15 protein-coding genes and 1 riboswitch are annotated in these 14,005 nt (G+C 71.3%); of the genes, 5 read left to right on the top strand and 10 right to left on the bottom strand.

Features of this window, described 5'->3' with window-relative positions; all coding sequences use genetic code 11:
* Positions 1 to 8: 8 nt before the first annotated feature.
* Both OG625_RS24675 and OG625_RS24670 read left to right on the top strand, forming a co-directional pair.
* A complete protein-coding gene (locus OG625_RS24675) occupies positions 9 to 995 on the top strand; it encodes a DNA cytosine methyltransferase (protein ID WP_329385056.1) in 987 nt (328 codons plus the stop codon).
* A gap of 55 nt (positions 996 to 1,050) precedes the next feature.
* Complete coding sequence (locus OG625_RS24670; RefSeq protein ID WP_329385054.1) at positions 1,051 to 2,331, top strand: DNA cytosine methyltransferase; 1,281 nt, start codon at positions 1,051 to 1,053, stop codon at positions 2,329 to 2,331.
* A 33-nt stretch (positions 2,332 to 2,364) separates the two neighbouring features.
* Here the strand turns inward: OG625_RS24670 and OG625_RS24665 are convergent, their stop codons facing one another.
* From OG625_RS24665 to OG625_RS24655, 3 genes are read right to left on the bottom strand one after another with little or no spacing between them, the layout of a single operon-like run.
* Complete coding sequence (locus OG625_RS24665) at positions 2,365 to 2,811, bottom strand: very short patch repair endonuclease (RefSeq protein ID WP_329385052.1); 447 nt, start codon at positions 2,809 to 2,811, stop codon at positions 2,365 to 2,367.
* A 33-nt stretch (positions 2,812 to 2,844) separates the two neighbouring features.
* Positions 2,845 to 3,834: a hypothetical protein gene (locus OG625_RS24660; RefSeq protein WP_329385050.1), complete on the bottom strand. Its 990-nt coding sequence runs from the start codon at positions 3,832 to 3,834 to the stop codon at positions 2,845 to 2,847.
* Positions 3,835 to 3,870: 36 nt separating this feature from the next.
* The gene (locus OG625_RS24655) at positions 3,871 to 4,407 is read right to left on the bottom strand and encodes a GNAT family N-acetyltransferase (RefSeq protein ID WP_329385048.1); all 537 of its coding nucleotides are present in this window, start codon (positions 4,405 to 4,407) and stop codon (positions 3,871 to 3,873) included.
* A 188-nt stretch (positions 4,408 to 4,595) separates the two neighbouring features.
* On the opposite strand from OG625_RS24655, the gene OG625_RS24650 reads away from it, so the two are divergent.
* Positions 4,596 to 4,775, top strand: a complete 180-nt coding sequence (locus OG625_RS24650; RefSeq protein WP_329385047.1) for a hypothetical protein — start codon at positions 4,596 to 4,598, stop codon at positions 4,773 to 4,775.
* A 45-nt stretch (positions 4,776 to 4,820) separates the two neighbouring features.
* A complete protein-coding gene (locus tag OG625_RS24645; RefSeq protein WP_329385045.1) occupies positions 4,821 to 5,120 on the top strand; it encodes a hypothetical protein in 300 nt (99 codons plus the stop codon).
* A 14-nt stretch (positions 5,121 to 5,134) separates the two neighbouring features.
* On the opposite strand, the gene OG625_RS24640 is transcribed toward OG625_RS24645, so the two are convergent.
* The 5 genes from OG625_RS24640 to OG625_RS24620 all read right to left on the bottom strand — a co-directional run bounded on the left by OG625_RS24640 (position 5,135) and on the right by OG625_RS24620 (position 10,547).
* A complete protein-coding gene (locus OG625_RS24640) occupies positions 5,135 to 6,496 on the bottom strand; it encodes a DUF445 domain-containing protein (RefSeq protein WP_443067767.1) in 1,362 nt (453 codons plus the stop codon).
* 564 nt (positions 6,497 to 7,060) lie between these two features.
* Positions 7,061 to 7,738 (bottom strand): DUF1707 SHOCT-like domain-containing protein, encoded by a 678-nt coding sequence (locus tag OG625_RS24635; protein ID WP_329385043.1) that lies wholly within the window; start codon positions 7,736 to 7,738, stop codon positions 7,061 to 7,063.
* Positions 7,739 to 7,865: 127 nt separating this feature from the next.
* Entirely contained in the window at positions 7,866 to 8,840 is a 975-nt protein-coding gene (locus OG625_RS24630) for an ABC transporter ATP-binding protein (RefSeq protein WP_329385041.1), read from the bottom strand.
* 2 nt (positions 8,841 to 8,842) lie between these two features.
* Positions 8,843 to 9,727, bottom strand: a complete 885-nt coding sequence (locus OG625_RS24625; RefSeq protein WP_443067766.1) for an ABC transporter permease — start codon at positions 9,725 to 9,727, stop codon at positions 8,843 to 8,845.
* Complete coding sequence (locus tag OG625_RS24620; protein ID WP_329385039.1) at positions 9,720 to 10,547, bottom strand: ABC transporter permease; 828 nt, start codon at positions 10,545 to 10,547, stop codon at positions 9,720 to 9,722. Before OG625_RS24620 ends, OG625_RS24625 begins: the two co-directional genes overlap by 8 nt.
* 175 nt (positions 10,548 to 10,722) lie before the next feature.
* Between OG625_RS24620 and OG625_RS24615 the strand changes: the two genes are divergently transcribed.
* Complete coding sequence (locus tag OG625_RS24615; protein ID WP_443067905.1) at positions 10,723 to 13,161, top strand: transglycosylase domain-containing protein; 2,439 nt, start codon at positions 10,723 to 10,725, stop codon at positions 13,159 to 13,161.
* Between the two features lie 12 nt (positions 13,162 to 13,173).
* On the opposite strand, the gene OG625_RS24610 is transcribed toward OG625_RS24615, so the two are convergent.
* Positions 13,174 to 13,494 carry a DMT family transporter gene (locus OG625_RS24610; RefSeq protein ID WP_030158619.1) on the bottom strand — a complete coding sequence of 107 codons (321 nt, stop codon included), beginning with the start codon at positions 13,492 to 13,494 and terminating at the stop codon, positions 13,174 to 13,176.
* Positions 13,495 to 13,532: 38 nt separating this feature from the next.
* A riboswitch (guanidine-III (ykkC-III) riboswitch) is annotated at positions 13,533 to 13,605 on the bottom strand.
* Positions 13,606 to 13,660: 55 nt separating this feature from the next.
* Positions 13,661 to 14,002, bottom strand: coding sequence for a GroES family chaperonin (locus tag OG625_RS24605; RefSeq protein ID WP_030239046.1), 342 nt, complete (start codon positions 14,000 to 14,002; stop codon positions 13,661 to 13,663).
* Positions 14,003 to 14,005: the final 3 nt, after the last annotated feature.

The raw sequence follows: 14,005 nt of genomic DNA, 5'->3' as shown, positions 1-14,005 counted from the left end.
GGGGCGGCATGAACACGGACACCACGGGACGGCTCCGCTCCCTGGACATCTGCTCGGGCGCCGGTGGACTGGCGCTGGGGCTCGAGGAGGCCGGCTTCGACCCCGTCCTCCTGCTCGACAACCGCGAGGTCGCGTGCCGCACCCTGCGTGCCAACCGTTCCTCCTGGAACGTCCTCGAAACGAACCTGCTCGACTTCGACCCGGTCGAGCACACCGAGACCTACGACGTGGACCTGCTCTCGGCGGGCCTGCCGCGGGTGAAGGCGGCGGCCACCGCGGCACGCCGGGACAGCGAGCCCGAACTCGAACTGTTGCGGGCCACGATGCTGCTGCTGCACGGCGTGCAGCCCAGGGCCGTACTCGTGGAGAACGTGCCCGACCTGGCGACGAAGCCCGCCTACGAGGCGATCCGCTCCTACGTCACGGAGGAGCTGTCGCACCTGGGCTATCGGCATACGTGGTTCGTCCTGAACGCGGCCGATTTCGGCGTTCCGCAAACCCGCCGTCAGGGAATTCTGGTGGCTTTCAAGGGCGACCTGCTCGACGCCTTCGTCCAGCCGGCTCCGACGACCGATCCGCACAGGACGGTCGGCGAGGCCCTGCTGGAATCGATGTCCGCCGGCGGCTGGGCCGAGGCGCGCAGGTGGGCGGCGCAGGCCGACCAGCCCGCCCCCACCCTCGTCGGCGGTTCCTGGGAACGCGGCGGCGCGGACCTGGGACCGACGGGGTCCAAGCGCGCGTGGGCACGCATGGGGATCGACGGGGCGACGGTGGCGGACGCCGTGCCGGACGCCGGTTTCCACTGGGATCCGGAGCTCGGTCGGGCGGGCATGATGCCGCTGACCGTGGCCCAGGCCGCACTGCTCCAGGGGTTCCCTCCCTCGTGGCGGATCGAGGGCCGCAAGACCGCGATGTACCGGCAGGTGGGCCATGCCTCGCCACCGCCCGTGGGACGCGTGCTGGGCGCGGCCGTCGCCGCCGCACTACGAGCCTGATCGGCCGCGCGAACGGCGCCGTGGGGCCCCGGCTCGGTGATTACACTTGACCCTCATGACCAGAAAGCAGCTCCAGCCGTCTCTACCTGGGCAGATCCGCGTCATGGACCTGTTCGCCGGGGCTGGTGGCTTCTCTTCCGGATTCAGCCTGTACACCCCCGAAGGGACGGCGAGCCCGTTCACCTCGGTCGCCGCCGTCGAATTCGACCGGGCCGCAGCGGCCACGTACGCGGCCAATTTCGGTGGTGCGCACGTCTTCGCCGGTGACATCGCGGGATTCGATCCCACCCCCTTCAAGGGCCAGGTCGACGTGATCATGGGCGGTCCGCCCTGCCAGGGCTTCTCCGGGCTCGGCAAGGAGGATCCGACGGATCCCCGCAACGAGCTCTGGCAGGAGTACGTGCGGGTGGTGGCCAAGGTCCACCCCAAGGTGTTCGTCATCGAGAACGTGGACCGCTTCCTGAAGTCCCCCCAGTACGCGGAGCTGCTCTCCGCTTCGACGACGCCCGGGCATCCGCTGCACGACTACACGGTGGTGCCCGCCGTGATGAACGCCGCCGACTACGGGGTCCCGCAGGCACGCCGTCGGGTCATCGTGATCTGCACCCACAAGGACTTCACCCGGCCGTTGGAGCACCCGGTACCGACGCACCACAAGAACGGGTACGTGACCGACGAGGCGCAGGACACCCTCTTCGACTCCGTCACCGGTGGTCAGGCGCTGCCGCGCTGGGTTCCGGTGTCGAAGGTCTTCGACGTCTCCGCGAACCGCCCGGTCCTGGAGCGCATGCCCGATCCGCGCGACGAGGCGGATTCCGCCGGCGCCGTCCCCGGGCACTACCTCACGACCGATCTCCATTTCGGCCGGAACCCGGAGGATCTCTCCCGCGCCCGGTACATGGCGATCAAGAAGAACGGCGGAAACCGGAACGATCTCCGCGGGGTCAGTTACCGCCTCGACCGGACCGGCCGGATCCGTCTCTCCACCGACAAGGGATACGGCCGTTTGAAGGGGCAGGAGTTCTACCTCTCCACCGAGAGCTGGGACAACCACAATTCCGGATCGGGCGACGTCATGGGCCGCATGCGGCCGCACACGCCCTCGGTGACGATCCGGACGGAGTTCTTCAAGCCCGAGAAGGGCCGCTACCTGCACCCGACGGAGGACCGCCCGATCACGCACTACGAGGCCGCGCTCATCCAGGGGTTCCCCGAGACCTTCAAGTGGTACGGAACCAAGATCGAGATCGCCCGTCAGATCGGCAACGCCGTCCCCGTCGGCCTCGGCAGCACGCTGGCGAAGGCGATCCACACCTTCCTGGCCCACAACAGCTGACGGACCGGGGCACGGACGGAGGCGGCGCTCACCTCACGCTCCGGCCTCCGGGCCCGCGCTCGCGCCCACGCGCCGACTCGCGACGACGTCCAGCACGCGCGCAGCCGCTTCGTCCGCCCCCTCGTGCTCCCAGACCCGCACGGCCAACCAGCCGGCCTCGGCCAACCGCACGTCGGTGTCCAGGTCCCGACGCCGGTTCCCCTCGATCTTGGTGCGCCAGAACTCGGCATTGTTCTTCGGCCACGTGGCGTGCACGGGGCAGCCGTGCCAGAAGCAGCCGTCCACGAACACGGCCACGCGCGCGGGCCCGAACACGATGTCTGCCTCGCGCCGCACGCCCTTCACCGGCTTCCGGTGGATCCGGTACCGCGCTCCCCTGGCGTGCAACGCCTTGCGCAGGGCCACTTCCACGCCGGTATCGCGGCTCTTCTGGCGGCTCATTCGCGTGCGCACGGTGGCCGTCGTCGCCAATTTCTTCACGCCACCATTGTGAACCGCCCGCCATCGGCCGAGTCAGAGCGGGAGCGGTGGCTGCCGGTGCCCGCGGGCGAGGGCCGTCGGCGGGGTCGGGCGGGTGGCGGCCAGGGTCAGGAAGGCGCGCAGGGCCGCGAGGACTTCCTTCGGGGTGTCGCGGATCATCGACGGGGTGGCGCTGACCACCAGAATGCCGTGGGACTCCAGACGCAGGCGGCGGCGCAGCGTGGCGTGCCAGGAGTCGCGGGTGTAGTGGTACTCCGCCGAGTCGATCTCCAGGGCGACGCCCTCGTCGGGCCAGTAGGCGTCCGGGCTGGCCAGGAAGGTGCCGTCCGGGGTGTGGAGGCGGGCGTTCCACAGTGGGGGCGGGAGGTCCGTCGCGGAGAGCGTGTCGCGGGCCTGGGCCTCCGCGATGGAGCGGACTCCCGCGAGGAGTTCCGCCGCGGCGGCGCGGACGGCGGGGTGGGTGAGGAGGCGGGCGGCGCGGAGTTCGGCGTGCAGGTCGCGGGGGTGGCACCAGCCGGCCTGGACGACGTGGGCGAGGACCGCACGGATCCGGTCGGGGCGGTCGGCGCGGGCGGCGAAGTCGGCCGCCGCGCGGACGGGACGGGTGGCGGGGATGCCGGAGACGTTGATCGTGCCCGGCCAGCGGGAGGTGGCGAGCGGGCGGACCTCGGCGGTGGCGGTGAGCCTCCGCGGGGCGCGGATCAGTACGTCGGCCGGAGCGTACGGGGCCTCGCGGATGCCGAGCAGGGCGAGGGCGGCGCCGCCCGTGAGGGCGGCCGTGTCGCCGGCCAGCGGGTCCGAGGCGGGCTCGGCGGCGTACAGGACTGCGGCGAGGGCGCACTGACGGCGGTCCGGTGGGCCGGTCTGGAGGAAGTAGACGCGCGGCAGCAAGCGCTGCCAGGGGCCGCCCGGGCGGGTGCGGGAAGTGATCGTGCCGTCGGGGACTCCGGCCGTGACCAACTGGTGCCGGGTGGCCAGGCCGAGTTGCCGACGGGCCACCCTGGGCTGCTGTGCGGTGATCATGCGGCGGGTATGCCCGGTTCCGGAACGGCGTACCCGTCAGCGGTTCGGGTGGTCCGGGGACAGGAAGACGATCACTCCCGTCTCCGTGCCGGGGAGGGCGGAGACCTCGTGCCAGCCCAGGCGGCGGTACGTCGCCACCGTGTCGGTGGCGAGGCGGGAGGTCAGCAGCCAGGCCCGCCGGTCCGGGGCGTCGGCGGTGATCTCGGTGAGCAGGGCCCGGCCGGTGCCACGCCCGCGCGCGTAGGGGCGTACCGCGAGTTCGTCGATCTCCAGGGCTCCGGTCAGGAGTTCCCGGACGCGGGCGGGCCCGAGTTGCGCCGCGACCTGGGCGTACGCGCGGTCCTTGGGGAAGGCGGCCGGGGTGACCCAGCCCGTGGCGAAGCCGTCGATGCCGGTCGCCGACTGGGCGAGGGCCGTACGGAATCCACGGCGCCGACTGTCGGCCTGGAGGCGGGACGCGAACTGGCGAATGGTTTCTTCGTCCTCGTTCCACGGCGGGGCGGAGAAGACGTCGGCGTAGGCGTCGACCAGTTCGTCCGCGAGGTCGAGGACGGCCGGTCCGTAGCAGATCACGATGTCCTGGCTCCTGATGTCGAGCGGTCGGGGCGGTGTGACCGGTGGGGATTTTCCCCTTTGGGTGGGGAGAGCGAATTTATGCCGTTCGGGTTCCGAAGACGCACATCGCACGGATCCGGCGAGTGTGCGACAAATCCCCTCCCCGCCCTCCGTGTCGGGAAACCCCGCGCCGGAGTTGAGGAAGCGTGGACAGACTGATTCGGGCGGCCGGCCGGTGCGCTCTCGCCTTTCTTCTCGTCCTGGGTGTCGTGGCCCTGCTGCCGCGCGCACTGCGGGACGTGTTGCCGGATGCCGTGATCGGCGGAGCCGTGCTCCTGCTGATGGGAGTACTGGGCGGCCGCCGGATGGCCGGGCGGCCGCGTTAGCCTCGCGGGTAAGCCCATACGACGAGAAGATCCGAGGAATTCGACATGGCACGGGTACCGAGTTCCGTGGTGGCGGCGGCCGGACTGGTCGGCGGGTACGCCGTCGCCCGGTGGACCGGGAAGCGGCCCCTGGGCGGAGTCGTGCTCGGCGCCGCCGGCCTCGCGGCCGGACGGGAATGGCACCGGCAGTGCGGCGCCCCCGCGGCGGCGGGGCTGGGGGCCCTCTACCTGGCCGGCTTCGCGGGCGCGCACCCGCTCGCCAAGAAGGTCGGCGCGTGGCCGGCCGTCTTCGGGGCCGCCGGGGTCGTCGCCGCCGCCTCCTGGGCCGTCGCCGACCGCGGCTGAGCGCGTAGCCCTCCCTACGCCCCCAGCGCCCGGGACACCGTGTAGATCAGCAGGCCCGCCAGGGCGCCGACCACCGTGCCGTTGATGCGGATGAACTGCAGGTCGCGGCCGATGTGGGCCTCGATCTTGCGGGACGTGTGCTCGGCGTCCCAGCCCGCCACCGTGTCCGTGATCAGGGAGGTGATCTCGGTGCGGTAGGTGGTGACCACGTAGACGACCGCGCCCTCGATCCAGCCCTCCACCTTCCGCTGGAGGCGGCCGTCCGTGGCCAGGCGGGCGCCCAGGGAGATGAGGGAGGCCCGGACGCGCAGGCGCAGTTCGCTGCGCTCGTCCTCCGCCGCCGAGATGATCATCGTACGGATGGCCATCCAGGCGGAGCTGATCACGTCCTGGACCTCGTCGCGGGCGAGGAGTTCGGACTTCAGGCGCTCGACGCGGGCGCGGGTCTCCGTGTCCGACTGGAGATCGGCCGCGAAGTCCGTCAGGAAGCGGTCCACCGCCCCGCGCGCCGGATGCTGCGGCATGTCGCGCATCTCGGTGACGAAGCGGAGCAGCTCCTTGTACACGCGGTCGCCCACCTTGCGGTCCACGAAACGCGGGGTCCAGCCCGGGGCCCCGCCCTGGACGGCGTCCGTGATCGAGGCCTCGTGCGTGACGAGCCAGTCGTGGGCCTTGGTGCAGACCAGGTCCACGGCGCGGTGGTGGCCGCCGTCCGCGACGACCTTTTCGAGGGTCTTGCCGATGCCCGGCGCGATCTCGGCGGTCTCCGCGCGGCGGGTGATGGCCTCGCCCACGACGGCCTGCACGTCGGAATCGCGCAGCACGGTCAGCGCTCCGCGCAGTGCGGTCGCCAGCTCCGCCGTGACCCGGTCCGCGTGCGCGGGCTCGGCCAGCCAGGCGCCGAGGCGGCCGCCGATGCCGAGGGCGTGGAGGCGGGCCTTGACCACGTCGGAGGAGAGGAAGTTCTCGCCGACGAACTCCCCGAGGGAGACGCCCAGCTGGTCCTTCTTCGTCGGAATGATCGCGGTGTGCGGGATGGGCAGGCCGAGCGGCCGCCGGAACAGAGCGGTGACGGCGAACCAGTCCGCGAGCGCACCGACCATGCCGGCCTCGGCGGCGGCCGCGACATAGCCGGCCCAGCCGCCGGCGCCCCATGCGTGCTGGGCGACCTTGGCCAGTACGTAGATCAGCGCGACCAGGATCAGGAGACCGGTCGCGGTGGTCTTCATCCGGCGGACACCCCGGCGGCGCTCCTCGTCGGCGGCGTTGAAGACGAACGCGGCCGCGGCCGCCTTGGCCGCCGCAGGTCTGGGTGGGGCCAGCGTGTCGCCGCCGTCGCCGCGGCCGCCACCTCCGGCTGTGGTGCGGTTCGTCACGTGCTCCTGCCTTCCCCCGGGGGCGCCGGTTTTGTCTGCATAGCATCCGACTCCCGGGAGGTCCCAGGAGTTCCCGCCACGCCCTTTCGCTCCCGCGGGGGGGTGCGCGGTTCGGGTGGCCGCCGCTGCCGGGCGGCACCGTGCGCCTCAAACGCCGGCGGGGCTGGGTTTGCCCCCCCGGGCGGGGGTCTTGGCCGTCGGGTTGGTCCGCGGTGTCCCTCCGGGGCGTCTCCTCGTCCTCGCGCACCAAGGCACCTCTCGAAGTGGAGGGTGGTTGCGCGCTCGTCCTGCGGGGACGCCCCGGAGTGCCCCCGCGGACCGGCCAGACGGCCCAGACCCCGCCCCGTGGGCCGGGAGCGCGCGTTGGGGCGGGGACACGGCGGAGTGTCCCCGCAGGACGAGCGCGCAACCACGCTTGCGCTTCGAAGCGGCGGCTCAGTGCGCGAGGACGAGGAGACACTCCGGCGGGGCACCGCCCCAACAGGCCGACCCCGGTACAGGGGGCACCCTCAGCCCCGCCGGCGTTTGAGGCGCACACGGTGCCGCCAAGCAACGGCGGCCCCGCTACAGCTCCTTGCGCAGCGACGGGCCGCCCAGCGGGCGCTTCGGCGCCTTGACCTTGATTTCCACCCCGCCCCAGAACGCGAACCCCGTCACGACCACCTTCGGCGCGCCCGGTTCCGTCGGGCCACTGCCCTCGCGCTGGTCGAAGGCGCCCATGATGCCGATGCCCCGTACGTCGACCGCGATGCCCGGCGGCACCGTGATCTGGATGCCGCCCATGATCGCGACGCAGTTGATCACGACCTCGCGCTGCGCGAAGTTCGCCTCCCGCAGGTCCAGCTCACCCCCGCCCCAGAACGCCACCGCGTCGAAGCGGGCGGGCACCGTCCACCGGCCCTTGCGCTGGAAGCCCGACATGATCGCCACGGCCGTGGTGGACGTACCCGTGCCGCCGATACGGGCCGGCCACGCCGCACCGGAACCGGAAGCCGACGCGGAAAGCGGGACCGGCGACGCGAGCGAGCTCCCGTCCCCCGACACCGCCGGCAGGTCCCGCGTCAGCGGTTCCAGCTCCGCGTACGTACGGGACTTGTACGCCGCCTCCAGCCGCTCCTCGAACTCCTCCATGTCGAGCCGGCCCTCGGCGACGGCGTCACGCAGACGCTCCACCACCCGGTCCCGGTCGGCATCCGACGCCCTCAGCTCCGGCAACGGCTTCTCCGGCCGCTCGTCACTCATGCACACCAGACTATGCAGGGATCACCGCAAGTTGTATGGGTCGGACCCGGAGTTGCACCCGGAGATCGACCCCGGTTTACCCCTTATCCGGTCCCTGACCCCGCTTCCCATGCGCCCCGCCCCCGCCTCACCCCCGCCCGTCGTACATCCGCGCGATCACGTCCTCGATGTCCGGCTCCCGGACCGACAGGTCCACCAGCGGATACTCCGCCGCGACCGCCGCCACCAGCGGCGCCGCCGACGCCCCCGCCGGGAACGCAAGCCACTGTCGTGGCCCCTCCACCTTCACCACCCGCGCGCCCGCCACCTCGATCGGCGCGTGCTCCCGCTCCAGGTCGACCACCAGGGTCCGTTCCACCTCGTGCGCCGACCCCGCCGCGTGCAGCCCGCCCAGCGGGCCGTCGTACATCAGCCGCCCGTGGTCGATCACCATCACCCGCTCGCACAGCTGCTCGATGTCCTGGAGGTCGTGCGTGGTCAGCAGCACCGTCGTACCGAGCTCCTCGTTCAACTGCCGCAGGAAGCCCCGCACCTTCGCCTTGCTCACCACGTCCAGCCCGATCGTCGGCTCGTCCAGGTACAGCACCTCCGGATCGTGCAGCAGTGCCGCCGCGATGTCCCCGCGCATCCGCTGCCCCAGCGACAGCTGCCGCACCGGCACGTCCAGCAGTTCCGCCAGGTCCAACCGGTCCACGCACCGCTCCAGATTCGAACGGAACCGCGCCTCCGGGATCCGGTACATCCGCCGCATCAGCCCGTACGAGTCCTTCAGCGGCAGGTCCCACCACAGCGTGGTCCGCTGCCCGAACACCACCCCGATCCGGTGCGCGAGCCGCATCCGCTCCCGCGCCGGGTCGATGCCCGCGACCCGCAGCCGGCCGCCGCTCGGGGTCAGGATCCCGGTCAGCATCTTGATCGTCGTCGACTTCCCGGCACCGTTCGGCCCGATGTAGCCGACCATCTCGCCCCGGGCCACCTCGAAGCTGATCCCGTCCACCGCCCTGACCTGGCGTTTCTCCCGGCGCATCAGGCCCACCCGGCGCCTCACGTCGAAGACCTTCTCGACCCCGTCCAGCGAGATCAGCGCATCCACCACACCCACGTCTAGCTCCCCGTGCTCCGGTACGAACGAACACCCGCGCGCCACGCCAGCGACGCGGGCAGGAACACCGCGAAGGCCACCAGCGGGCTCACGTACGCGACCCACCCCGGCAACCCCAGCGGATCGGGCCGCCCCAGCACGTACAGCGCCGGCAGCCAGTTGACGAAGGCCAGCGGGACCACGAAGGTCACCCCGCGCAGCAGGTCCTTCCCGAACACCGTCGGCGGGTACTGGAGCATCGTGCAGCCGCCGTACGTGAAGGAGTTCTGCACCTCCGCCGCGTCACCCGCCAGGAACTGGAACGCCGCGCCCGCCACCATCACCGCACCGAAGATCGCCGCACCCGCCACGATCATCACCGGCACCAACAGCACCTTGCCCGGCGTCCAGTCCACGTCCAGCGCCGACACCGCCCAGGCCAACACCCCGAGCCCCTGCAGCACCCGCCCCAGCCGACGCAGCGCGAACCGGTCCGCCGCGACCTGCGCGAGCACCGGAACCGGGCGCACCAGCATCGTGTCGAGCGAACCGTCCCGGATCCGGGCCCCGATCCGGTCCGTATTGCCGAGCAGCAGATCCGCCAGGCCCAGGGAGGCCGAGCAGGACCCGTACAGCAGGGCGATCTCGGGCAGTGTGAAACCGCCCAACACGTCCACGTGGGAGAACATGATGTAGATCGCGACGAAGTCGAGCAGCGTGATCGCCGCGTTCCCGAAGGCCGACAGGAGGAACGACGTCCGGTACGTCATCGTCGACCGGATCCACATCGCCACGATCAGCCCGTAGCCCCGCACCCCCTCCACCACCCGGCCGCGCCGCACCACCACTTCGGCGGCCTCCGGCCCCCGCTCCCGCCCCCGCTCCACCAGCACCGCACCCTCAGCCACCCTGCACCACCACCTTCCGCGTCGCCGCCGCCTGCAACAGCCGCCCCACGCCCAGCAGTACGAGCGCCCACCCGGCCTGGAACCCCAGCGCCTCGGCCGCGCCCCCGGCCCCCGCGTGCTTGCCCATCAGCACGTCCACCGGAACCTGGAGCATCGCCGCCCACGGCAGCGCCCGCACCAACTCGCCGAAACCGCCCGGGAAGACCGTCAGCGGCAGCAGCATCCCCGAGAAGAAGATCGAGACGACGGTGGCCATCAGATTGATCCCCGAACCGTCCATCAGCCAGAACGCCAGCAGCCCCAGCAGGTAGCGCAGCGCGAAGCTCACCACCAGGCCGAGCGTCACGGACACCAGGAACAGCAGCCAGCGCACCGGATCGTCGGGCAGCGCCAGCGTGAACACCAGCGACCCCGCCACCAGCGGGACCACCCCGCGCCCCACCAACTGGAAGGCCGCCCGGCCCATATCGGCGGCCAGCCACCACATCTGAAGGTCCGCCGGCCGGTACAGGTCGACCGCGATCGCACCCGTACGGACCCGCTCCTGGATCTCCTCCTGGAAGCCGCCCCCGATCAGCGCCCCGGCGGCGAGCAGCGACTGACTCACCCACACGAAGGTCAGGGCCTGCGCCTGGTCGTAGCCGCCGAGCCCGGGCCGCTCGTCCCACAGCGCGATGTACGTGTACGCGACGATGAAACCGAACACGGTGTTGGTGAACACCCCGGCCACCGTCGCCGTCCCGTAAGTGGCGTAGCGCCGGAACCCGCCCGCGGCCACCACCAGGTAGAGAAGCGCTCTCCCACGTGCTTGATGCCGCACCGTATCCCTCCCTTTCCCAGGTCGTTCCTACGTCGGCCAAAGCGCGCGAGCTTAGTGCGGAGGGGCGATCCACGCGACCGATTTACGCCCGTCCGGAGCGGAATCACCGGCCATCGGGTAGACACCATGAGGTACAGAAGTGGATATTTCGCACGGCGTCGAGGAGTTCCTGGAGATGAGCGACCAGTCACCACCCCCCGGCTGGACCCCTCGCGACCCGGACTCGCCCGACGGACAGCAGCAACCGCCGCCGCCGGCGAGGGCGCAGAAGCCGAGCAAGCCCGGCAAGCCCCCCAAGCCCGGCAAGAGGCCCCGCCGCAGGCGCACCGGCTGGCGGCGCCTCGTCCCCACCTGGCGGATGGTGCTGGGCGGCGTACTCCTCCTCGCCCTGCTGCTCGGCGGCGCCCTCGTCGCCGGCTACCTGCTCGTCGACATCCCCCCGGCCAACGCCGCCGCCACCGCGCAGTCCAACGTCTACCTCTACTCCGACGGCTCCCAGCTCGCCCGCGACGGCGAGGTCAACCGCGTCAACGTGCCGCTCTCCCAGATCCCCCGGACCGTCCAGGAAGCCGTACTCGCCGCCGAGGACCGGGACTTCCACTCCGAGCGGGCGGTGGACCCCAAGGCCATGCTCCGCGCCGCCTGGAACACGGCCACCGGCAAGGGCACCCAGTCCGGCTCGACCATCACCCAGCAGTACGTCAAGAACTACTACTTGGGCCAGGAACAGACGATCAAACGCAAGGTCAATGAGTTCTTCATCGCGATCAAACTCGGTCGCGAGAAGTCGAAGAACTACATCCTCGAGGGCTACCTGAACACCAGTTACTTCGGCCGCAACGCCTACGGCATCCAGGCCGCCTCCCAGGCCTACTACGGCAAGGACGTCGGCAAACTCACCACCGCCGAGGGCGCCTACCTCGCCACCCTCCTCAACTCCCCCAGCGCCTTCGACGTCGTCTCCCACCCCCAGAGCCGCGGCCGCGCCCTCGCCCGCTGGAACTACGTGCTCGACGGCATGGTCAAGAAGAACTGGATGCCGGCCGCCGAGCGCGCGACCACCCAGTTCCCCGAACCCGGCAAGGTCCGCCCCGCCGCCGGACTGTCCGGGCAGCGCGGCTACCTCGTCGAAGCCATCAAGGACTACATCGCCGAGAACAAGATCCTCGACGAGAAGACCCTCGCCGAAGGCGGCTACCGGATCACCACCACCATCGACAAGCGCCGCCAGAGCGCGTTCGTCGACGCCGTCAACGCCCAGCTCGTCAGCAAGCTCGACCCGGAAGCCCGCAAGGCCGACCGCCTCGTACGCGCCGGAGGCGTCTCCATCGACCCCGCCACCGGCAAGGTCGTCGCCATGTACGGCGGCATCGACTACACCAAGCAGTACGTGAACAACGCGACCCGCCACGACTACCAGGTCGCCTCCACCTTCAAGCCGTTCGTCTTCGCGGCCGCCGTCGAGAACGACTCCCGCACCCAGGACGGCCGCCGCATCACCCCGAACACCGTCTACAACGGCGACAACAAGCGCCGCGTCGTCGGCACCCGGATCCCCTACGCCCCCGAGAACGAGGGCCAGGTCTCCTACGGCAACATCACCGTCAACACCGCCACCGACCTCTCCGTCAACGCCGTCTTCGCCCAGATGGTCGTCGACGTCGGCACGGCGAAGGTCAAGAAGACCGCCGTCGACCTCGGCATCCCCGAGAACACCCCGAACTTCGTCCCCGGCCCGGCCATGGCACTGGGCACGCTGCAGGCCAGCGTCCTCGACATGACCCAGGCGTACGCGACCCTCGCGGACCACGGCCGCCGCACCCCGTACACCTTCCTGGAGAAGATCACCAAGGAGGACGACACCATCGGCCTCCCGGACCGCTCCCCGACCCAGGCCGTCACCCGCGAGGCCGCCGACACCACCACCTCCATGCTGGTCAGCGTCGTCGACAACGGCACCGGCACGGCCGCCCTCGCCGCCGGCCACCCGGCCGCCGGCAAGACCGGCACCGGCGAACTGGACCGCTCGGCCTGGTTCGCGGCGTACACCCCGGACCTGGTCACGGTGGTCTCGATGATGGGCCAGGACCCCGACACCGGAACCCTCCAGTCCCTGTACGGGGCCCTCGGCGAGGCCCGCATCGGCGGAGGCGGCTACCCGGCCCGCATCTGGGCCGCGTACACGAAGACGGCCCTGGAGGGCACCGACCCCGTGGACTTCGACCTCGAACTCCAGCCGGGCGCGGCCCAGCCCCCGCCCTCCCCCAGCTTCGAGGAGACCCCGCCGGAGGAAACGCCCTCCGGCGAACCCACCCCCACCCGCCCCGGCCGCCCGACCCGGCCGAACCCGACCGGCGGACAAAACCAGGGCGGACAGAACAACGGCGGCCAGAACCAGGGGGGCCAGAACAACGGCGGCCAGACCCAAGGGGGCCAGACCCAAGGAGGCCAAACCAACGGCGGCCAGAACAACGGCGGCACCACCGAGGGCACCGAGGGCGGCACCACCACGGGCACCCAGGGCGGCACGACACAGGGCACGGACGCGGGCGCCGCCGCCGGGGCGGACGCGGGAGCGGCGGGCCTGCGCCCACCGTCCGCGTTCCTCGAATGAAGTGACTGGCGACTAGTGCCCGGAGGTCGCCTTCAGCCCCACCACGGCCACCAGCAGCAGACAGATGAAGAAGATCCGGGCGGCGGTGACGGGCTCACCCAGCACCGCCATACCGAGCACCGCCGCTCCGGCGGCACCGATGCCCACCCACACGCCGTACGCCGTACCGATGGGCAGGGTCTTGGCCGCGTACGACAGCAGCACCATGCTGGCGACGATCCCGGCACCCGTGAACACACTGGGCCACAGCCGGGTGAAACCTTCGGTGAACTTCATGCCGATCGACCAGCCGACTTCGAGCAGACCGGCGACGAGAAGAAGAACCCATGCCATGACGGCACCTCCGAGCAACGAGACATCGAGCGATACGGGGTGCGTCGTCTTGTCGTCAACCCGGTACGGCGCGTCTCGTCGGGGTTCTCCTCCACCGTAGCAAAAGGCGGGCAGAGGGCAGCAAAAAGGGCCGGTGACCTGGGCCACCAGCCCTTTCCCGAGGTTTCTACAGGTACAACCCGGTGGAGTCCTTCGACCCCTCCAGCCGCTCCGCGGCCACCGCGTGCAGGTCCCGCTCACGCATCAGCACGTACGTCGCCCCCCGCACCTCGACCTCGGCCCGGTCCTCGGGGTCGTACAGCACCCGGTCGCCCGGCTCGACGGACCGCACGTTCTGCCCGACCGCGACCACCTCGGCCCAGGCCAGCCGCTTGCCCACCGCGGCCGTCGCCGGAATCAGGATCCCGCCGCCCGAGCGGCGCTCGCCCTCCGGCAGGTCGGACTTCACGAGCACGCGGTCGTGCAGCATGCGGATGGGCAGCTTGTCGTGGGTGGTGTTCTCGCTCACGCC

Origin of the sequence: Streptomyces sp. NBC_01351 (assembly GCF_036237315.1) — a bacterium.
Lineage (GTDB): Bacteria > Actinomycetota > Actinomycetes > Streptomycetales > Streptomycetaceae > Streptomyces.
The sequence above is the reverse complement of the archived record's forward strand: the minus strand, read 5'-3'. Positions and strand labels throughout refer to the sequence as shown.

Bases quoted from the DNA above. Each gene is read 5' to 3' on its own strand.
- OG625_RS24675 (WP_329385056.1), top strand. From the start codon at position 9: ATGAACACGGACACCACGGGACGGCTCCGCTCCCTGGACATCTGCTCG.
- OG625_RS24670 (WP_329385054.1), top strand. From the start codon at position 1,051: ATGACCAGAAAGCAGCTCCAGCCGTCTCTACCTGGGCAGATCCGCGTC.
- OG625_RS24660 (WP_329385050.1), bottom strand. From the start codon at position 3,834: ATGATCACCGCACAGCAGCCCAGGGTGGCCCGTCGGCAACTCGGCCTG.
- OG625_RS24645 (WP_329385045.1), top strand. From the start codon at position 4,821: ATGGCACGGGTACCGAGTTCCGTGGTGGCGGCGGCCGGACTGGTCGGC.
- OG625_RS24635 (WP_329385043.1), bottom strand. From the start codon at position 7,738: ATGAGTGACGAGCGGCCGGAGAAGCCGTTGCCGGAGCTGAGGGCGTCG.
- OG625_RS24615 (WP_443067905.1), top strand. From the start codon at position 10,723: ATGAGCGACCAGTCACCACCCCCCGGCTGGACCCCTCGCGACCCGGAC.
- OG625_RS24610 (WP_030158619.1), bottom strand. From the start codon at position 13,494: ATGGCATGGGTTCTTCTTCTCGTCGCCGGTCTGCTCGAAGTCGGCTGG.